Origin of the sequence: Streptomyces spiramenti, assembly GCF_012034385.1 — a bacterium.
GTDB lineage: Bacteria > Actinomycetota > Actinomycetes > Streptomycetales > Streptomycetaceae > Streptomyces > Streptomyces spiramenti.
Window position 1 is genome coordinate 1 of sequence record NZ_JAAVJB010000090.1, and the last position, 19,250, is coordinate 19,250.

The 19,250-nt window shown below is 74.8% G+C and carries 18 protein-coding genes and 1 pseudogene; 8 read left to right on the top strand and 11 right to left on the bottom strand.

What is annotated here, in order from left to right:
- The 4 genes from HCJ92_RS12770 to HCJ92_RS12785 form a co-directional block, all read right to left on the bottom strand.
- Window positions 1-649 (bottom strand): ROK family protein (locus HCJ92_RS12770; RefSeq protein WP_167933675.1); only part of this gene is annotated, 649 nt, incomplete at its 3' end.
- 498 nt (window positions 650-1,147) lie between these two features.
- Complete coding sequence (locus tag HCJ92_RS12775) at window positions 1,148-2,110, bottom strand: electron transfer flavoprotein subunit alpha/FixB family protein (RefSeq protein WP_167933676.1); 963 nt, start codon at window positions 2,108-2,110, stop codon at window positions 1,148-1,150.
- 56 nt (window positions 2,111-2,166) lie between these two features.
- Entirely contained in the window at window positions 2,167-2,952 is a 786-nt protein-coding gene (locus HCJ92_RS12780) for an electron transfer flavoprotein subunit beta/FixA family protein (RefSeq protein WP_167933677.1), read from the bottom strand.
- Window positions 2,953-3,123: 171 nt separating this feature from the next.
- A complete protein-coding gene (locus HCJ92_RS12785) occupies window positions 3,124-3,480 on the bottom strand; it encodes a thioredoxin family protein (RefSeq protein ID WP_167933678.1) in 357 nt (118 codons plus the stop codon).
- A 244-nt stretch (window positions 3,481-3,724) separates the two neighbouring features.
- Between HCJ92_RS12785 and HCJ92_RS12790 the strand changes: the two genes are divergently transcribed.
- Window positions 3,725-4,438 (top strand): lysophospholipid acyltransferase family protein, encoded by a 714-nt coding sequence (locus HCJ92_RS12790; protein WP_167933679.1) that lies wholly within the window; start codon window positions 3,725-3,727, stop codon window positions 4,436-4,438.
- Between the two features lie 223 nt (window positions 4,439-4,661).
- On the opposite strand, the gene HCJ92_RS12795 is transcribed toward HCJ92_RS12790, so the two are convergent.
- The 3 genes from HCJ92_RS12795 to HCJ92_RS12805 form a co-directional block, all read right to left on the bottom strand.
- Window positions 4,662-5,756 carry a threonine aldolase family protein gene (locus tag HCJ92_RS12795; protein WP_338054149.1) on the bottom strand — a complete coding sequence of 365 codons (1,095 nt, stop codon included), beginning with the start codon at window positions 5,754-5,756 and terminating at the stop codon, window positions 4,662-4,664.
- Complete coding sequence (locus HCJ92_RS12800) at window positions 5,735-6,508, bottom strand: SDR family NAD(P)-dependent oxidoreductase (protein ID WP_167933680.1); 774 nt, start codon at window positions 6,506-6,508, stop codon at window positions 5,735-5,737. Before HCJ92_RS12800 ends, HCJ92_RS12795 begins: the two co-directional genes overlap by 22 nt.
- A gap of 179 nt (window positions 6,509-6,687) precedes the next feature.
- Entirely contained in the window at window positions 6,688-8,073 is a 1,386-nt protein-coding gene (locus tag HCJ92_RS12805) for a DUF6421 family protein (RefSeq protein ID WP_167933681.1), read from the bottom strand.
- Window positions 8,074-8,375: 302 nt separating this feature from the next.
- Here HCJ92_RS12805 and HCJ92_RS12810 point away from each other — a divergent pair, with 302 nt between their 5' ends.
- From HCJ92_RS12810 to HCJ92_RS12830, 5 genes and pseudogenes are all read left to right on the top strand, one after another.
- Window positions 8,376-9,059 (top strand): glycerophosphodiester phosphodiesterase, encoded by a 684-nt coding sequence (locus tag HCJ92_RS12810; RefSeq protein ID WP_167933682.1) that lies wholly within the window; start codon window positions 8,376-8,378, stop codon window positions 9,057-9,059.
- 148 nt (window positions 9,060-9,207) lie between these two features.
- Window positions 9,208-10,146 carry a M56 family metallopeptidase gene (locus tag HCJ92_RS12815; protein ID WP_167933683.1) on the top strand — a complete coding sequence of 313 codons (939 nt, stop codon included), beginning with the start codon at window positions 9,208-9,210 and terminating at the stop codon, window positions 10,144-10,146.
- Window positions 10,147-10,229: 83 nt separating this feature from the next.
- A pseudogene (locus HCJ92_RS12820) lies at window positions 10,230-10,704 on the top strand (S66 peptidase family protein); the annotation flags it as partial.
- Window positions 10,705-11,198: 494 nt separating this feature from the next.
- Window positions 11,199-11,861 (top strand): TetR/AcrR family transcriptional regulator, encoded by a 663-nt coding sequence (locus HCJ92_RS12825; RefSeq protein ID WP_167933684.1) that lies wholly within the window; start codon window positions 11,199-11,201, stop codon window positions 11,859-11,861.
- Window positions 11,862-12,054: 193 nt separating this feature from the next.
- Window positions 12,055-13,164, top strand: a complete 1,110-nt coding sequence (locus HCJ92_RS12830; protein ID WP_167933685.1) for a peptidoglycan-binding domain-containing protein — start codon at window positions 12,055-12,057, stop codon at window positions 13,162-13,164.
- A gap of 160 nt (window positions 13,165-13,324) precedes the next feature.
- On the opposite strand, the gene HCJ92_RS12835 is transcribed toward HCJ92_RS12830, so the two are convergent.
- Window positions 13,325-14,002: a uracil-DNA glycosylase gene (locus tag HCJ92_RS12835; RefSeq protein ID WP_167933686.1), complete on the bottom strand. Its 678-nt coding sequence runs from the start codon at window positions 14,000-14,002 to the stop codon at window positions 13,325-13,327.
- A 176-nt stretch (window positions 14,003-14,178) separates the two neighbouring features.
- On the opposite strand from HCJ92_RS12835, the gene HCJ92_RS12840 reads away from it, so the two are divergent.
- Complete coding sequence (locus HCJ92_RS12840; RefSeq protein ID WP_338054150.1) at window positions 14,179-15,186, top strand: N-acetylglucosamine kinase; 1,008 nt, start codon at window positions 14,179-14,181, stop codon at window positions 15,184-15,186.
- A gap of 245 nt (window positions 15,187-15,431) precedes the next feature.
- Window positions 15,432-16,307 carry a sirohydrochlorin chelatase gene (locus tag HCJ92_RS12845; protein ID WP_167933688.1) on the top strand — a complete coding sequence of 292 codons (876 nt, stop codon included), beginning with the start codon at window positions 15,432-15,434 and terminating at the stop codon, window positions 16,305-16,307.
- Window positions 16,308-16,406: 99 nt separating this feature from the next.
- Here HCJ92_RS12845 and HCJ92_RS12850 read toward each other — a convergent pair whose 3' ends face one another.
- From HCJ92_RS12850 to HCJ92_RS12860, 3 genes are all read right to left on the bottom strand, one after another.
- The gene (locus tag HCJ92_RS12850) at window positions 16,407-17,453 is read right to left on the bottom strand and encodes a lactonase family protein (RefSeq protein WP_167933689.1); all 1,047 of its coding nucleotides are present in this window, start codon (window positions 17,451-17,453) and stop codon (window positions 16,407-16,409) included.
- 162 nt (window positions 17,454-17,615) lie between these two features.
- Complete coding sequence (locus HCJ92_RS12855) at window positions 17,616-18,296, bottom strand: ThuA domain-containing protein (protein ID WP_167933690.1); 681 nt, start codon at window positions 18,294-18,296, stop codon at window positions 17,616-17,618.
- 150 nt (window positions 18,297-18,446) lie between these two features.
- Window positions 18,447-19,145 carry a methyltransferase domain-containing protein gene (locus HCJ92_RS12860; RefSeq protein ID WP_167933691.1) on the bottom strand — a complete coding sequence of 233 codons (699 nt, stop codon included), beginning with the start codon at window positions 19,143-19,145 and terminating at the stop codon, window positions 18,447-18,449.
- Between the last annotated feature and the right edge of the window lie 105 nt (window positions 19,146-19,250).

Here is a 19,250-nt window from a genome sequence, read left to right on the forward strand (position 1 = left end):
GGGTCAGGCGCCCCAGCGCGGCACGGGCCAGCAGCCCGTCACCGAGGCCGAGTGGGCCTACAGAGCGCGCGAGCGCGGTCCCACTGGCGATGCCCTCCACGCAGCCACGGCCGCCGCAGGGGCACCGCTCGCCGTCGAGGTCGACGCAGATGTGTCCGATGTGTCCGGCGTTGCCGCTGGGTCCGGTGCGGAGTCGCCCGTCCAGCACCAGCCCGCCGCCGACTCCCGTGGAGACGACCATGCAGAGCGCGTTCGCGGCGTCGCGCGCGGCGCCGCACCAGTGCTCCCCGGCCGCGATGGCGGCGCCGTCGCCCACGAGCTCCAGCGGCAGCCGCTCGCCGACCGTTCCGCGGGCCCCCGCGAGGAGGGGGAACCCGCGCCAGCCGGGGATGTTGACGGGGCTGACGGTGCCCGCGACGGCGTCGACGGGCCCGGCACTGCCGATGCCCAGCCCGCGGACGCGCTCCCAGCCGGGCGCGGCGACGAGGCGTTCGAGCACGTCGGTGACGGCGGCGAGGACCGCCTCGCCGCTCTCGTGGGCAGGGGTGGGCACCTGGAACCGTTCGCGCACCGCGCCGGTGTCGTCCACCAGCGCTCCCGCGATCTTCGTTCCGCCGATGTCGAGCGCGGCGACAAGATCAGTGGTCATGGCCTGGAAGCCTCACCCGACGGGGCGGTCATTGTCCAGCCCCGGGCACCCCCGGGGGTCACCCCGGCTCCGGGCCGTGGCGACGCGGTGACGGGGCGGTGATGCGCCGGCGGCCGGTGGGGGCGCCGACGGCCCCGGTGCGCCCGCCGACACCTGATCGCCACGCGACTTTGATCATCGGGAAAACCGGGCGAAACGGCGGACCGGAAGAGTGGGGTCCACGGACGCCACAGGGTGTTCCGGCCCCGGGGTGCCGGGAGAACCGAGCCAGGGAGACGTCATGGAGCACTACGCGGTACTCGCCGGATTCGCGCTGGGGACCACGCCGGAGGACCGGGGTATCGGGGCGCCGCCGGTCGTCGCCGACGCGGAGGCCGACCGGCTCGCGGCCACACCGGCGCCCGCGGTGCGGACGCCCTCGGCCGCAGCGGCGTGGTGGCGGGGGCGCGTGGCCACCGCGATGGCGGGGGCGGAACGACGCGGCGTGAGGGGCCGGGCTCAGCCCTTGCGGTTCTTCACCTCGTCGGTCAGGGCCGGCACGACGGTGAAAAGGTCGCCGACGACACCGAAGTCGACCAGCTCGAAGATCGGGGCCTCGGAGTCCTTGTTGACGGCCACGATCGTCTTGGAGGTCTGCATACCGGCACGGTGCTGGATCGCCCCGGAGATACCGGCGGCGACGTACAGCTGCGGGGAGACGGTCTTGCCCGTCTGGCCCACCTGGCTGGCGTGCGGGTACCAGCCGGCGTCCACGGCGGCACGCGAGGCGCCGACCGCGGCACCGAGCGAGTCGGCCAGCGCCTCGATCAGCGCGAAGTTCTCGGCGCCGTTGACGCCGCGCCCGCCGGAGACCACGATGGCGGCCTCCGTCAGCTCGGGGCGCCCGGTGGATGCGCGCGGGGTGCGGGAGACGACCGTGGTGCCCGTGGCCAGCTCCCCGAAGGCGACCTCCAGCTGCTCCACCGCACCGGCGGCCGGGGCGGCCTCCGGGCTGGTGGAGTTGGGCTTCACGGTGATCACCGGGGTGCCGCGGGTGATGCGCGAGCGGGTGGTGAAGCCGGCGGCGAACACCGACTGCGTGGCGACGGGGCCCTCGTCACCGGCGGTCAGGTCGACCGCGTCGGTGATCAGACCGGACTCCAGCCGCAGCGCCAGCCGCGCGGCGATCTCCTTCCCGTCCGAGGACGAGGGGACCAGCACGGCGGCGGGCGACACGGCCGCCACCGCCGCCTCCACCGCGTCGACCTTGGGGACGACGAGGTAGTCGGCGAACTCCGGGGCGTCGGCCACCAGGACGCGCGTCGCGCCGTACTCGGCGAGGACGGACGCGGCCTCGTCGGCGCCGGGGCCGAGGTGGACCGCGACCGGGTCGCCGATGCGGCGGGCGAGGGTGAGCAGTTCGAGGGTCGGCTTGCGGACGGAACCGTCGACGTGGTCGACGAGGACGAGGACTTCGGCCATGATCTGTCGCTCCTGCGTGATGGCGGTGGGATGAGGTGGACCGGCTCGGGGAGCGGTCAGATGAACTTGTGCTCCGCGAGGTAGCCGGCCAGCTGCTTGCCGCCCTCGCCCTCGTCCGTGACGATCTCGCCGGCCGTCCGCGGCGGCCGGGCGGTGGCGTCCTCCACCGCGCTCCAGGCGCCTGTCAGGCCGACCGTGTCCGCCTCGATGTCGAGGTCGTCCAGGTCCCAGGTCTCGACGGGCTTCTTCTTCGCCGCCATGATCCCCTTGAAGGAGGGGTAGCGGGCCTCGCCGGACTGGTCGGTGACCGAGACGACGGCGGGCAGCGAGGCACTCAGCTGCTCGGAGGCGGCATCTCCGTCGCGACGGCCGGTGACGGCGCCGTCCGCCACGGCCACCTCGGACAGCAGGGTGACCTGCGGGACGCGGAGCCGCTCGGCGAGCAGCGCCGGCAGGACCCCCATGACACCGTCGGTGGAGGCCATGCCGCAGACGACCAGGTCGTAGCCGGTCTTCTCGATGGCCGCCGCCAGCACCAGGGAGGTGCCCAGGGCGTCGGTGCCGTGGAGGTCGTCGTCCTCGACGTGGACCCCCTTGTCCGCTCCCATCTGGAGCGCCTTGCGCACCGCGTCCTCGGCATCCTCCGGGCCCACGGTGACGACGGTGACCTCCGCGCCGTCCGTGCTCCCCGCGATCTGGAGCGCCTGCTCGACGGCGTACTCGTCCAGCTCCGACAGCAGACCGTCGACCGACTCCCGGTCGGTGGTCAGGTCCTCGGTGAAGGCTCGGTCGCCGCTGGCGTCGGGCACGTACTTCACACAGACAACGATCCTCAGACTCACGCCGACTCTCCTACCTGCTCTCGGGGTCCTCTTCGACTGCCGTGACCGGCAGCCTATGCGCCGGAGGGGTTTCGCGGCGGGTGGGGACGCCGCACAGCCCGCCCCTCTTTGTTACTCACCAGTACAGCGTAGTCGAAACCACACCGGGAGGGCGGGGTGGTGTGAAGTGGCCTACTCCTCGGGGCGGTCCACGCCGCCACGACCCGCCGCCGCGCCCACCGCGGCGATCACGTCGGCACGGCGCGGGGCGCCTGCCGCGCGGACGACCTCGCGCCCGTCCCGGTCGAGCACGACGGTGGTGGGGGTGGCGCGGACGGCCGCCGCGCGGGTGAGGGACAGCCGCTCGTCGGCGTCGACCTCCACGTGGACGACGCCGGGAACCATGGACGCCACGTCGGCGAGGACCCGGCGCGTGGCCCGGCAGGGGGCGCAGAACGCCGAGGAGAACTGCACCAGCGTGGCGACCCGCCCGAGCCCCCGGGGCAGCGCCGACAACCACTCCACCGCGGCGTCGTCCCGATCTCCCATCGCGCCCGCTCCCGCTCCTCGTTCCGACCCGTCGACGCGCGGCGTGTTCCGCTCGGCACCCGGCGCACTCACCGCCGGCCGCGGCGTCGCCGCCGGTCCCGGCCCGGTCACCGGGGGTGCGCACCGTCCCCGATTTTCGCACGTGTACCGACCGGCCGTTTCAGGTTACGGAAGCGTAGGTTAGTGTCCCTGCCCAAGGGGACACCCCTCCCCCCTGGCCCGGACGGAAGAGGAACCCCAGCACATGGCAGATCTCGTCTACCCCCCGGTGGTCGGCGCGGCCCGCACCCTGTTCAAGGCGCTCGACCTGCGTTTCGACATCCAGGGTGTGGAGAACGTGCCCCGCGAGGGCGGCGCCGTGCTGGTGAGCAACCACATCGGCTACCTCGACTTCGTCTTCGCCGGGTTCGCCGCCCGGCCCTCGAAGCGGCTCGTGCGTTTCATGGCCAAGGACGCCGTCTTCCGCCACAAGGTCTCCGGCCCGCTGATGCGTGCCATGAAGCACATCCCGGTGGACCGGACCCAGGGCGAGCACGCCTTCCGGAACGCGGTGGAGGCACTGCGTCGGGGCGAGATCGTCGGAGTGTTCCCCGAGGCCACCATCTCGCAGTCGTTCACGTTGAAGAAGTTCAAGACCGGCGCGGCCCGGATGGCCCAGGACGCCCAGGTGCCGATACTGCCCGTCGCGCTGTGGGGGACCCAGCGGCTGTGGACCAAGGGGCGCCCCCGCGACCTGCGCCGCAACCACTTCCCGGTGACGATACGCGTCGGCAGCCCCATGTCCCCCGAGCCGGAGGAGTCCGCCCAGGCGGTGACGGCTCGGGTGCGGGACCGCGTGCAGGAACTGCTGGAGGCGGCACAGCGCGCCTACCCGGCCAAGCCGCGTGACGACAAGGACACCTGGTGGCTGCCGGCCCATCTGGGCGGCACCGCCCCGCCCCCGCCCGCCGCGGTCTGAGAGCGTGAGGCCCCACGCCGGGCCCGCGGCACCGGCTGTGGCCATCTGCCGCGTTGTCAGGGACGCCCGAACACAACCCGGCATGAGGGCGCGCGCCTCCGCCGTCCAGCTGACCGCATCCGACGTCGCGAGCTGACCCGACTCGGGGTCTCCGACACGCTCTGAGCGGTGGGGTGACCGGGCGGACCGCCCGGTCACCGCACCGGCTGCCTGCGGGCGGCCCTCAGCGGCCCATCTCCTCCCGGAGGGCGGCGAGGAAGCCGTCGACGTCCTCCTCGGTGGTGTCGAAGGAGCACATCCAGCGCACCTCGCCCGCGCGCTCGTCCCAGAAGTAGAAGCGGTACCGCTTCTGGAGCCGTTCGCTCACCTCGTTGGGCAGTCGCGCGAAGACCGCGTTGGCGTCCACGGGGTAGAGGATCTCCACCCCGGCGACCCCGCGGACACCCGCCGCCAGCCGCGCCGCCATGGCGTTGGCGTGCCGGGCGCCGCGCAGCCACAGGTCGCCCGCGAGCAGCGCCTCGATCTGCACGGAGACGAACCGCATCTTCGACGGGAGCTGCATCGACAGCTTCCGGACGTGCTTCATCCGTCGTACCGCGTCCGGGTTGAGCACGACCACGGCCTCGCCGAAGAGCATGCCGTTCTTGGTGCCGCCGAAGGAGACCACGTCCACGCCCGGGACGTTGGTGAGGGCGCGCATCGGCACGTCCAGCGAGGCCGAGGCGTTGGCCAGCCGCGCGCCGTCGAGGTGGACCAGCATCCCGTGCTGATGGGCGTGGTCGCAGATCACGCGGATCTCGTCCGGCGTGTAGACGGTGCCCAGCTCCGTGGACTGGGTGATCGAGACGACCTGCGGCATGGCGCGATGCTCGTCCTCCCAGCCGAACGCCTGGCGGTCGATCAGCTCGGGCGTGAGTTTCCCGTCCTCGGTGGGGACGGTGAGCAGCTTGAGGCCGCCGACGCGCTCGGGGGCGCCGCCCTCGTCCACGTTGATGTGGGCGCTCTCCGCGGCGATCACCGCGCCCCAGCGGTCGGTGAGGGCCTGCAGCGAGACCACGTTGGCGCCCGTGCCGTTGAAGACCGGATAGGCGTGGGCCTGCCCGCCGAAGTGTGACCGTATGACGCGCTGCAGGTGCTCGGTGTACTCGTCGGCGCCGTAGGCGGCCTGGTGGCCGCCGTTGGCGAGGGCGAGCGCGGCGAGTATCTCGGGGTGGGTCCCGGCGTAGTTGTCGCTGGCGAAGCCGCGCACCTCGGGGTCGTGGTGGCGCTTGGCGTCGGTGCGTGCGGCGGCGGGCCTCACGGCTGGGGTGTGAGCCACAGGCGCTGTCCGTTCACGTCGGCGGTGTTCCGGTTCCAGGTGTCGGTGACGGCCTCGGCCAGCTCCCGCACGTCGGTGAAGCCGGCGAACCTGGCGTTGGGGCGCTCGGCGCGCATCGCGTCGTGCACCAGGGCCTTGACCACCAGGACGGCCGCGGCTGCGCGCGGGCCCTCGTCGCCGCCGTCCTTGCGGAAGCCGTCGGCCATGGCGAGCGTCCACGCCTCGGCAGCCGCCTTGGCCGCGGCGTAGGCGGCGTTGCCGCCGGTGGGCCGGCCGGCGCCCGCCGCGCTGATGAGGACGAAGCGGCCGTTGCCGCTGCGGCGGAGCGCGGCGTCGAAGGCCAGCGAGGTGTGCTGCACGGTTCGGACCAGAAGGGGCTCCAGCGCGTCCCAGTCCGCGAGGTCGGTCTCGGCGAAGGTCGCCGAGCCGCGCCAGCCGCCCACGAGGTGGACGAGTCCGTCGACGCGGCCGAACTCCTGCTCGGTGCGGTCGGCCCACTCGCGGGCGGCGTCCGGGTTCAGCAGGTCGATCGTGTCGCCGGTGACGGTGGCCCCTGGGTAGGCGGCGCGGGTGGCGTCGACCGCGGTGGCCAGTCGGGCGGCGTCGGCGTCCGCGGCGACCACGGTGGCGCCGGTCCCGGCCAGTCGCAGCAGGGTGGCCTGGCCCGCAGGTCCACCGGCCCCGGCCACGGCGACGACGGCGCCGTCCAGCGGGTTGCCCCCGCCGGTGTCGCCCGGTGTGCTGGAAGTCATGGTGCTCGCCTCTCCTCGTCGGTCTTCCATCATGCCGCGTGCGGCGGCGGCCGGTCCTGTCGTCCCCGGTCAGGGGCGAGCGAGAGACGGGCGGCCCGGCGACCCCCCGGTACCCGCGTGCGGGCAGGGCCGTGCCTGCGCGGAGGCACGGGGCGGGGCGCGGTCGGGCCGGGCGTCTCTCAGGCGGCGGGGGTGAGCCGCTCCGCGGTGATCCCCTTGGTGGAGGCGACGACCTTCCGGAGCTTGCGGTTGAGGGCCTCGTAGAAGAGGCTCAGCGGGAACTCGTCGGGCAGGACGTCGTCGACCAGTTTGCGCGGCGGCAGCGAGAGGTCCAGCGCCTGCGGCCCCTGGGCCCAGGTGGAGCCGGGGTGCGGGGAGAGGTACTCGGAGACGAGGTCGTACGCCTTGAGCCAGTGGACGAGCTTCGGCCGGTCGATGCCCTCGCGGTAGAGGGTCTCGATCTCGCGGCGGAGCCGCACGGTCACCTCGCGCGCGAGCTCCCAGTCGATGGTCAGCCGGTTGTCGGTCCAGCGGAGCGCGTCGTGGCGGTGCAGGTAGGCGAAGAGGAGCTGGCCGCCGAGCCCGTCGTAGTTGCGGACGCGTTCGCCGGTGACGGGGAAGCGGAAGATGCGGTCCAGGATGATGGCGTACTGCACGTCGCGGCCCTGCGGGTAGCCCTCGCGCTCCAGCTCGACGGCCTCCTGGAAGGCGGTGAGGTCGCAGCGGAGCTCCTCCAGCCCGTACATCCAGAACGGCTGCCGCTGCTTGATCATGAAGGGGTCGAACGGCAGGTCGCCGTGGCTGTGGGTGCGGTCGTGGACCATGTCCCACAGGACGAAGGTCTGCTCGCAGCGCTGCTGGTCGGCGAGGAGCTCGCGGGCGTCCTCGGGGAGGTCGAGCCGGGTGACGTCGCGGGCGGCGTCGACGACGCGGCGGAAGCGGGCCGCCTCGCGGTCGCAGAAGATGCCGCCCCACCCGAACCGCTCGGGGGCCTCGCGCACGGCGACGGTCTCGGGGAAGAGCACGGCGGAGTTGGTGTCGTAGCCGGCGGTGAAGTCCTCGAAGGTGATGCCGAGGAAGAGCGGGTTGTCGTACCGCGTCGCCTCCAGCTCCGCGAGCCACTCGGGCCAGACCGTCCGGACCACGACCGCCTCCAGGTTGCGGTCGGGGTTGCCGTTCTGGGTGTACATGGGGAACAGCACGAGGTGCTGGCGGCCGTCGGCCCGTTCGGCCGCGGGGGTGAAGGCGAGCAGGGAGTCGAGGAAATCGGGGACGCCGAAGCCCCCCTCCGCCCAGCGCCGCAGGTCGGCGACGAGAGCGCGGTGGTAGGCGGCGTCGTGCGGCAGCAGCGGCGACAGCTCGACGACGGCGGCGGCTATCCGCTCCACCTGCTCCGTGAGTTCCCCGGCGGTGGGCGCGTCCTGGGCGGTGAGGTCCACCGAGCCGTCCGCGGACTGGGCGGGGCGGATCTCCTCGACGGCACGCTTGAGCGCAGCCCACGCGGGCTGCTCGACGACAGTCGGGGCGACCTCGTACCCCGTTGCGGTGACTCGGGCTTCCGTCATGACCGTTCCTCCACGCCTGGTGCTGTTCCCGGGGTGACTGCGGGGCCACCGAGACGGCAGCGATCCTTGCAGACAAACCTCACACCGTAAATATTACGGCCTCGCGGCAGTTCTACCGCTGGTTTTCCTGTCATACCCCAGGAACTCGGCGTTCACCCCGGTCACCTAGAGTGGCGGCGGCCATCAGGGGAGGCGACCGCCTCCCCGGCCCTCCGGCCCGCCTGCGCACCTCGCTCCGCACCCGCGCAGAACGGCCGGACACCACCGCGCACACGACGCACGCCCAGAGAGGCCCACCACGCATGCCGCTGCTGACCGTCGGACACCGGGGACTCATGGGAGTCGAGCCGGAGAACACGCTGCGCTCGTTCCGCCGCGCGGAGAAGGAAGGAGTGGACGTCGTCGAACTCGACATCCATCTCAGCGCCGACGGACACCTGGTCGTCATGCACGACACCACCGTGGACCGCACCACCGACGGCAGCGGGCGCGTCGCGGAGCTGACGCTGGCGGAGCTGCGCCGCCTGGACGCGGGGCTCGGCGAAGGGGTGCCGCTCTTCGAGGAGGTGATGACGACCGTCTCCTCCCCGGTCCAGGCGGAGATCAAGGACGTCGCCGCCGCCCGGGTCCTGGCCGCCTCGATCACCCGTAACGGCATCGCGGACCGCGTACGGGTGATCTCCTTCCACGACGCCGCGCTCCGTGAGACCCGGACCCTGCTGCCCGACATCCCCATCGCGCTGGTCACCGGGGAGAGCACCCCCAGCGCAGCCCGACGGGCGGTCGCCCTCGGCGCCGACATGGTCTCCTGCGAGTTCCCCCGACTCACCCCGGAGGTGGTCGGGGAGTGCCACGCGGCCGGACTGGAGGTCATCAGCTGGACCGTCAACACGGCGGCGGAACTGGCGCGGGCGCGCGAGCTGGCCCTCGACGGCGTCGTCACGGACGAGCCGGAACTGGCCCACGTCGCCCTCGGCCACGGCTGACCACCGCCCGCCCCGAGCGGGTGCACCCGCCGGCCGTCCCGCCTCCCCGGGAGCGGGGCGGCCCTACCCGGGGCCGCCCCGCCCCCGGGGGTGAGGTGCACGTCACCCCCGGGAGCCCCGCGCCCGCGCGGGGTCCTAGGGTGAGGGCATGGTCATCGCGCTCACGCTGCTCGCGTTGGGCGGACTCACCGCGGCACTGGCGCCGCGCGTGCTGGTCCGCGGTTCCTGGCCCGACCGGGAGCCGGTCCTCGCGCTGTGGGTCTGGCAGTGCGTCGTCGCAGCCGTCCTGATGTGCTGCGTCCTGGCCATGGCGCTCTCCGGCGCCGCGGCGTGGCACCGGGTCCGCGGTCAGCTGTTCGCGCCCGCCCCGACGTCCGTCCTGGACGCCTACGCCCTGCACCCCGACGGCCAGCAGTGGGCCGCGGCGGTCGCGCTGCTGCTCGCCGCCGGCGGCCTGTGGACCGCCGTGATGCTGGTCCGGGAGATCGCTTCCGCCCGAGCTGCCCGCCGCCGCAGCCGGGCCGCGCTGCTCGCCCGCGTGCCCCGACTGCCCGGCGAGGAGCCCGGCGGCGAGCGGCTCGTGGTCGTCGAGGACGACCGTCCCGGCGCGTGGCTGCTGCCCGGCCCCGACCGGCAGGTGCTGATCACCTCCGGCGCGCTGCGGCGCCTGCGGGGCAAACAGCTCGACGCGGTGCTCGCGCACGAGCAGGGGCACGCGCGGGCGCGGCACGACTGGCTGCTGCACTGCTCCGGCGCGCTCTCCCGGGGCTTCCCCCAGGTTCCGGTCTTCGCCGGGTTCCACCGCGAGGTGCACCGGCTGGTCGAGATGGCGGCCGACGACAGCGCTTCGCGGCGCTACGGCCGGATGACGACCGCCCTGGCGCTGTTGGGCCTGAACGAGGACCGGGACGCGTTCGCACCGAACCGCCAGCTGCCCAGCCCGCTCGCCCGCCGCGTCGACCGGCTCATCGCTCCGCTCCCCCGGTTCGCGGGTTCGCGACGGCTGCGACTGACCGCCGCGGCGGCGCTGCTGCCGGCCGTGCCGCTGCTGGTCGCCTTCGCCCCGGGGATCAGCTCGCTGGGCTGAGAGGGCCCCGCCGAACGGCGCGGGTCGGGTCCCGGGCGTGCCAGGTCCGTTCACAGCGCGCCGGAACTCACGAGACGAGGCGGCGGCGTCGTGCGCTCGACACGGTCGGCCGCTGGACCCGGCTGGACGCGGAGGAGGACGGGGAGGTGGAGAGACGCCTGATCGGCGGCTGGCATCGAGACACTCTGCAACCTCGCGGGAACGGCCTATCTCGACGTGTCCGCGTTCGCGCGGGCCGAATCCCCGGACGGGTTCCTCACCCATGTCGACGTGGCCGGCGACGACGCCTTCGCCCTCTGCCGGAACCTGCACGGGATGCGACTGGCCGGCTTCTTCGACGCGGCGAACGCGGTCCTCGTCGGCCGGACGTCGGCACCTGATGCCCCCTCGCTCACCCAGCGCCAGGCCGTTCTCGACGCGCTCGGACCCCTGGGTGTCCCGATCATCGCCGACGTCGAGTGCGGGCAGGTCCCGCCCGACCTGCCCATCGTCAACGGGGCCGGGGGCCGGGTCGTGCACCCTGCGACCCGCAGCGAACTGACCCAGACGCTGGACTGACACCCCGAGCCCTGTGCCGTCCCCGGCTTCGCACGGGCCGGTCGCCCACCGCGCCGACGGAGGCGAAGCCGGTGGCGAGGGAGCGCGCCGCGAATCCTTCCTCAGCTCTGCGTCCGGCTCCCCCTCGGCCCTCACCTCGGTGAGTGTTGATCGTCACGACGAGCCGCGACGGACCGGGTGGTGCGGGAGCAGGCCACCGGCACCGGCGGATTCACCCGAGAGGGGGATACCGCCGGTGGCGGGGTGCGATGCGGCGATCCGCGGCGGTGGCGAGCGGTGAGCGGTGAGCTCCGCAGCCGGGCGGAATCACCGCGCCCAGACCCCGCAACCGGGCCCCGAAGCGATCGCCAACCGCCGTGACCTGCACGTTCAGAGCCGGTATCGGGCGGTCCCCCGCTCCGCCCGATACCGGCATCCCCCGAATGCGGGCCGCGTTCCACGGCCGCGCGACCACAGTATACTGGCTGCCAGCCAGTCAACGCGGAGTTTCCGTTATGTCCCCTCGCCGACCCGCGGTCAACGCGGAACTTCGGCGGCGCTCCCGGGAGCGCCTGCTCCGCGCCACGGTCGAACTGGTCGCGGAACGCGGCTACGAGGCGACCACGCTGGGGGACATCGCGGACCGCTCGGGATCGGCCCGCGGCCTGATCTCCTACTACTTCCCCGGCAAGCGGCACCTCCTCCAGTCCGCCGTCCACCGCCTGATGCACCTCCGGGTGGAGGAAGCCCTGCTCCGGGCGCCCGCGCCGCACGGCGAGGGCGCCGGGGACGAGACCCTCGCCCGCGCCATCGACGCGGTGCTGGGCATCGCGGTCGACCAGCCCGTGCTGATGCGCGCGCACATGGCGGGACTGCTCCAGCAGGAGGGGTTCGTGCACTGTGTGGAACAGCAGCGGCTGGGCACCCTGCTGCGGGGCGCGCTCATGGCGCACGGCTCGGAGGATGCCGAGACCGACTACCCCATACTCCGGGCGCTGCTGATGGGCGCGGTCGTCGCCGTGCTGCTGCCGGGCGCCGCCCTGCCCGCGGCCCGACTGCGCGCGGAACTGTTCGACCGGTACCGGCTCGACTGGAAGCGCGGCTTCCCGCCCGCCGCCGACCCCACCCCGGGCCCGGACCGGCGGGCGGACGTGCGGGAGTCGACCGCAGAAGGCTGACAGTCCGTCGCGGGGCGACGGAAACCGGCCAGCCGTCGCGCCGCGACGTGCCGAGCACCGGTACGCGGCGGGCACCGCGGCCAGCGGCCGACCGGTGCGCACCGCCCCCGGCACAGCTCGCACACCCCTCGAACACGAGTCCTCCCGGTGTGGCATCATCACTTCGCTGTCGAAGCGTCATGGGGAGGGCCGCATGAACCCGGGAACGTCCTGCGCCACGTGCGGGCACCCGGCCGGGGCGACCGGGGACCGGAACTGCCACTGCCCGCCCGGCGCCCGCGAGAGCGCCCGCGACTCGGCGCACGGCCAAGGCGCGCAGGGCGCGGAGCCGGACGGGGCGAACGAGGAGTACGCGCCGATCCGCCCGCTGCTGCCGCCCCACCAGGGACCGGACCCCGGCGACCTCGCGATGTTCTCCGACACCGCCCGGCTGCCGCTGGTGCGGGAGGACGATCCTCGCCCGGTCCAGCACTCCGCGCCGCAGCAGGAACGATCGGCTCCGCCGGCACCGCCCGCGGTGAGCGCTCCGCCGGTGAGCGTGCCGACGGTGAGCTCTCCGAACCAGGACGTGACACCACCGGAGGCCACGGAGCACGGCGGGGGCCGTCGCGGCCACCGCAAGCCGCGCCATCACCGGGCGTCGTTCCTCGCGGGTACCGCCGTCGCGTTGGTGGTCGGCTGCACCGCGGTGGTGACCTCGGTCCTCGGTGGCCGAACGGCCGACAACACCGCCTACCACGACGTGGACCCGGTGCCGGACTCAGAACCGGCACCCGACGGGCCGCCGCCGGAGCCCCGCGACGAGAAGGACGAGCCGGAGACCGCCACCGAGACCGAGGCGCTTCCCGCCCCGCCGGACGGGGCCGAGCACGACGCGGAGGACGGCGCCTCGGGCGAGGCGCCGGCACCGCCGCCGGTCGACCGGGAGGCCGAGGGCCCCGCGGGCGACGGCTCGCCGGATCGCAGCTCCCGGCAGGACGGGGGCTCCCACAGCGCGGCGCCGCCACCGCCCTCCGGGACGAACGCCCCGCCGCCCCCCGAGGAGTCGTCACCGGAGGACGTGGTCCGGGGGCCCAACGCGCTGCTGGGCCCCGGCGACGAGGGAGCCGCGGTCCGCGCGCTCCAGGAGCAGTTGAACGCGGTGGGCGACCACTTCACCGTCCCGGTCACCGGCGTCTACGACCAGGCGACCTTCGAGAGCGTCGCGCGCTTCCAGGAGTGGTACGGCGTGTGGCAGCGGGAGGTCCGCGGCGTCTACTGCGGCGTCACCGACGAGCGCATGGAGGCGTTCTTCGCCGAGTGACGACGGCACGCCCGGCGGACGCCGTCCGCGTCGTCACGGACCGCCACCCGTCCCGGGGCGCCGCACGGCACGACCCGCCCCACCGCGATACGGCCGGCCCACGCCGGGGCCGCCACCGGCAGGCCGCCGCCGTCCCCCGGGCCGAGGGCGGGACGCGGGGTCAGGGCAGGCGCCAGTCGACCGGCTGCGCGCCGAGCCGCACGAGGTGCTCGTTGACGCGGCTGAACGGCCGCGAGCCGAAGAAGCCCCGGTCCGCCGACATCGGCGAGGGGTGGGCCGACTCCACCGCCGGAAGTTCGCCGAGCAGGGGGCGCAGTGAACGGGCGTCCCTCCCCCACAACACGGAGACCAGCGGCTTCCCGCGGCCCACCAGGGCGCGGATCGCCTGCTCGGTGACCTCTTCCCAGCCCTTGCCGCGGTGGGCCGCGGGTCGGCCCGGGGCCGTGGTCAGCGCCCGGTTGAGCAGCAGGACACCCTGCCGGGTCCATGGGGTGAGGTCGCCGTTGCCGGGGCGGGGCGCCCCGGTGTCGTCGTGGAGCTCCCGGAAGATGTTCTCCAGGCTTCCCGGCAGCCGCCGCACCTCCGGCGCCACCGCGAAGCTCAACCCGATCGCCATGCCCGGCGTCGGGTAGGGGTCCTGACCGACGATCAGCACCCGGACCTCGTCGAACGGCTGCTGGAAGGCGCGCAGCACGTTGGCCCCGGACGGCAGGTAGGTCCGGCCGGCGGCGATCTCCTCTCGCAGGAAGTCGCCCATCGCCGCGATCCGGCTCTCCACGGGGGCGAGGGCCTGCGCCCAACCGGGCTCGATCAGTTCACTCAACGGTCGTGCTGCCACAGTCCGTCACCCTACCGGCCCAACGGGGGGCGGCGGCGCTCTCCCGGTCGGAACCCGGGCGCTGGCGATAGGCTTCCGGCCGTCGCAGCCCGCCCGACCACCGGAGCGCCCATGACCAGCCGCAGCCACCGTCCCGCGCGCGGGTGCCCCCGCGCCCCGTCCGGCGGGGTCGCGCCGTGAGCGGCTGGGTCCTCGGCGTGGACTCCGGGGGGTCCGGGCTGCGCGCGGCGCTGGCGCGGCCCGCCCCCGACGGCCGGGTCACGGCGGCCTCCACCTTCGTCTCGCGCACCCCGGTGCGCACCGGGGTGGCCGGGATCGACGCGGGGCACCTGTGGGAACAGCTGCTGCCGGCACTGCCCGGGATGCTGGAGCGTGCGGCACGCGAAGAGGACGGGGCGCAAGGGCACGCCGACCCCCCTACCGTGGCGGCCGTCTGCGTCGGCGCGGCAGGTATGGCGACGCTCGGCGACGACCTGCGGGCGAGGCTGCCCCGTGAACTGGCCGGGCTGTTCGGCCCCGTGCGACTGGCGCTGGCGGCGGACGCGGTCACCGGGTACGCGGGGGCGCTGGGCGAGCGGGCGGGCGCCGTGGTCGCGGCCGGCACCGGGATGATCGCGCTCGGCACCGACCTGCGCGTCTGGCGCCGGGTCGACGGCTGGGGCCACCTGCTCGGCGACTGCGGCAGCGGGGCGTGGATCGGGCGGGCGGGTCTGGAGGCGGCGATGCGCGCCCACGACGGCCGCGCCGGTGGTTCCGCGGCGTTGCTGGCGGCGGCGCGTGAGCGGTTCGGCGATCCGGCCTCGCTGCCGGGCTCGCTGTACCCGCGGCCGGACCGTCCGGCGGTGCTGGCCTCGTTCGCGCCCTCGGTGGCCGCAGCGGCGGTCGCCGGTGACGCGGTGGCGACCGCCGTGCTGGGCGAGGCCGGGCGGCAGATCGCCGAGACCGCCGCCGCGGCCTGTCCCGGCAGCGGCGAGGACGCGGTACTCGCGCTGACCGGGGGGTTGCTGAACATCGGTGCGCCGCTGCTCGATCCGTTGCACGCGCACCTCGACCGGCTGCTGCCGGGGCACCGGGCGGTGGCCGCCGTCGGCGGACCGCTGGAGGGCGCACTACTGGTCGCCGCACGGCTGGCCACCGACGGGCTGCGGCTGCCGGCCGACGACGCGCTGCTCCGCGTGGTGTGAGCCCGGCGGGCGCCTCGCGGGGCAACGCGAGTGCCACCTGGGGCGCGTGGAGGGCGTGGTGCCGTCGTGCGCGGCTCGGCGCACGCCCCTCGACGCCGCCGATGTCCGGCGCCGCCCGGAGATGTGACGCTCCGGAATCGTCCGCACCCATCGAGGAAGGACATCGACCGACAAAGGGGACAGTAGTGCCGTAGCGCGCCCCCGGCCGAACATGCGAGCACACCAAGGCATTAACATGCGACCACATGAGCTCCTCCACAGGGCCAGGATCGGGCCTGCCCGTACGAATGCCTCGTCCCCGCCAGTCAGGACGGCACCGCCGCCCGGAGCCGGTGTCCGCGCCCGACGGCGCCCCCGTGCTGGTCCTGGCCGTGCCCGGGACTCCCAGTGCCGAGGCCAGGAGCCTGGCCGAGGAAGTGGTGAGCATCGCCCGCGCGGAGCTGCCCGGCCTGCACGCGGTCGTCGCCTTCACCGAGGGCGAGGGTGAGGAGTACCCCGCCCTCCAGGAAGTCCTGACCGAGGTGACCGCCGGTCGCGTCGAGTCCCCGGACGAGCCCCCGGCCGTCGTCGTGCCGCTGCTCGCGGGCCCCGACAGCGTGCAGCTGCGCGGCCTGCGCCAGGCAGTCCTCAACAGTGGTTCCGGTGCGGCGCTGACCGAGGTGCTCGGTCCGCACCCGCTGCTCGCGGAGGCCGTGCATGTCCGCCTCTCGGAGGCCGGCCTCGCCCGCGCCGACCGGGCGCGGCTGTTCACCGTCGCCACCGCCGCGGACGGGATCATCCTCGTCACCGTGGGTGGTGAGGAGGCCGTGCAGGCAGCCGGGATCACGGGCATGCTGCTCTCGGCGCGGCTCGCCGTCCCGGTGCTGACCGCAGGTCTGGACACCGAGGGCTCGGTCGCCGCCGCCGCCCGGCAGCTGCTGGAGTCCGGTTCGCAGCAGCTGGCGCTGGCGCCGTGCCTGATCGGTCCGGAGGTGCCCGAGGGTCTGCTGGCCGCCGCCGCCGAGGAGGCGGGGTGCGCCATGGCGGAGCCGCTGGGCGCGTACCCGTCCGTCGGCAAGCTGGTCCTCTCCGCCTACACCGGCCATCTCGGCATCCAGCCGCAGCCCGCTTCGGCGCACTGACGCCCACCGCAATCGGAACGACGGCCGGCCCCCGCTCGGAGGGCCGGCCGTTCGCGTGGGTACCGCCGTGCGCGTGGGTACCGCCGCTCGCGTGGGCGCTCAGCCGCGGAGCACCACGCACGCCGGGGCTGGCAGGGCCAGTCGCCCGACGGGGGCGGGGAGCCCGTCCGCCGGATCGATCGCGAACCAGGTGACGTCGCCGGACCGCTCGTTGGCGACGTAGAGCCGCCGCCCGTCGCCGCTCACGGTGAGGTCCCGGGGCCAGTGACCGCCACAGTCCACGGAGGCTCGCAGGCGCGGCCCGCGATCGCCGTCCAGCTCCAGGACCGCGACCTCGTCCACGCCGCGGACCGCGACGTAGAGCCATCGGCCGTCGGCGGTGAGCCCCAGCCCGGAGGGGTAGTCGGGGTCGTCCGCCGACGCGCGGCCCGGCAGCGGCGTGCGCGCGGTGACCTCCAGGGTCCCTTCGGCAGGGTCCCAGCGACACGTGGTGACCTGCGGGTCCAGCTCGCTGACGATCTGGACGCTGCCGCCGTCGGGGTGGAAGGCGAGGTGGCGGGGGCCGTCACCCGCCGGGAGGCTCAGGCTGCCGTGGGGCCGCTGGGTGCCGTCCTCGGGGTCGAGGGCGTAGACGAGCACGCTGTCGGTGCCCAGGTCGGCGCAGAGCAGCCAGGCCCCGTCGGGCGAGAGCGCCACGCCGTGCGCGTGCGGCCCGGCCTGGCGTTCCGTCACCGGTCCGCTTCCCCGGTGCGGGGTCACCACGGCGCCGCCCCGCGGTGTCCCGTCCTCGGCGAGGGAGACCGAGCTGACCGACCCCGAGGTGTAGTTGGCCAGGTAGACGCGGTGCGCAGCCACCGCCAGATGGGTGGAGCCGGCGCCGCCCGCGGGTGTCGGCTCGGCGAGGAGGCGCGGGTTGTCCGGGTCGCCGAGGGTGAGGGCGGCCAGCGCACCCTGGTCGGTCTCGCCCGCCGCGTAGAGGGTCCGCCCGTCCGCCGACAGCGCCAGGTAGGAGGAGTTGTCCAGGGGGCGGAGGTCGGACAGCGGAGTGAGGGCCCCGTCCGCCGGGTCCACGGCGGCGACCGTGATGCCCCGCCCGCCCTGTGAGGTGAAGGAGCCGATGTAGGCCCTGGTGGCGCCGCGCGTCATGCGTTCCCGTCCTGCCGGTGGGTCGACGCCGCGCCCCGGCGGCGCGGCGGGGCGCCCGGCCGGGGCCCGTCGGCCCCCGGTCCGGTCGCGCCCCGGCGACCGTAGCACCGGCCTCCCGGGAGGACGGCGCCCACCGGACCCCGGTGAGCCGGCCGACCGGGGTCAGTGGTCGACGGTCCGCGCCACCTCGCGGCGCGCCGCCCAGGCGAGACCGCCCAGCAGATGGCGGCGGAACTCCGGCTGGTCGTAGTGCTCCGCCCCGTGGCCGAGAGCCGTCTGGAACGACCGGCCACCGCACCGCTCGTGGCACCACACCAGCGGGTGCCGCGCGCCCATCGTCCCGCCGCGGTAGGTGGACTCGTCGACGGTCGCCAGGACACGGACGTCGTCACCCGGCCCGTCGCGGAAGTTGTACCACTCGTCGGTCCACTCCCAGCGCCGCGGCAGATGGGACACCGCGGGATGTGCGGCATCGGTGACCTCGACGACGGCAGGCTGGATCTCGGGATGGCCGTCGAAGCGTGCACCGACGAGCCGCCCGTACCAGGGCCAGTCGTACTCGGTGGTGGTCGCCGCGTGCACTCCGGCGAATCCGCCCCCTGCCTCGCAGTGGGCGCGCAGCGCCTCCCGCCCGGCCGTGTCGAGGACCTCGCCGCTGGTGGAGAGGAAGACGACCAGCTCCGCGCCAGCCGAGAGGCCCTGGGTGAGCACAGTCGCGTCCTCGGTCGTCGTCACCGACCAGCCCTGCCCCGCGGCGAGTTCGGAGACCGCGCGTACCGCCGCCGGGATCGAGGCGTGGCGGTAGCCGGTGGTACGGCTGAAGAGCAGGACACGGGTGGGCATGGTCGCCATGTTAGGTCCTGTCCGGTAGATCCCGCCTGGCCCGCGGCGCTGTTCACCGGAGAGGACCTGGGCGCGCGGCGGCGCGGCGCGAGGGCCCCGCCGCGCCGCGCCGGGCAGCGGCCGTGCGGTGCACCGCACGGCGCGGCCGGGTCAGCCGGCGCGGCGGGCGCGCAGGACGGCGTCCCGGAAGGTGAGGGGGGTACCGTCCGGCCGGGTGCCCTCCCGGTCGAGGTCGGCGCAGAGTTCGACCTCCCACTCCTCGCCCAGCTCCAGCGATTCCAGGACCTCCGCGGCGCCGGGGAGGTGGACCTGGTGGTCGTGCTCCTTCGGTCCGCCGGGCACCTCCGCGTGGCCGACCACCAGCAGGGTGCCGCCGGGACTGACGGCGTCGACAGCACGGCGCAGCACCGCCTCGCGCGGCAGCGGTCCGTAGGAGTGGAGGAACTGGGCGGAGACGAGGTCGTATGCGCCCTGCGGGAAGGTGGCGCCGAGGTCGTGGCACTGCCAGTCGACCCGGTCCGCGACGCCGCGTTCGGCGGCGAGGGCGGCGGCGCGTTCCAGCGCCACCCGGGAGATGTCGACCGCGGTGACCCGCCAGCCGCGGGCGGCGAGCCAGATCGCGTCGCCACCCTCGCCCGCCCCCAGGTCCAGTGCGCTGCCCGGGGTGAGGGCCGCCGCGTGCTCGACGAGCGGGGCGTTGACCCTGCCGCTCCAGATGCGGTCCTCGGCGGCGTAGCGGGCGTCCCAGAACTCGGTCTCGGTCTGCTCGACGCCGTCCGGTGCGTCGGAGGCAGGCGCGGCGGAAGCCGCAGCGGTGGTGGCATCGGGGGTCGGTCCGGTGGTGGTCACGGTGGTTCCTCTCGGCGGAGCGGACGGCCACGGCGGGCCGTACGGGCGGGGGCGGACGGGCGCCGCGGGCGGGCGGCGCGGCGGGGTCACCGCCCGGGGCGGTCG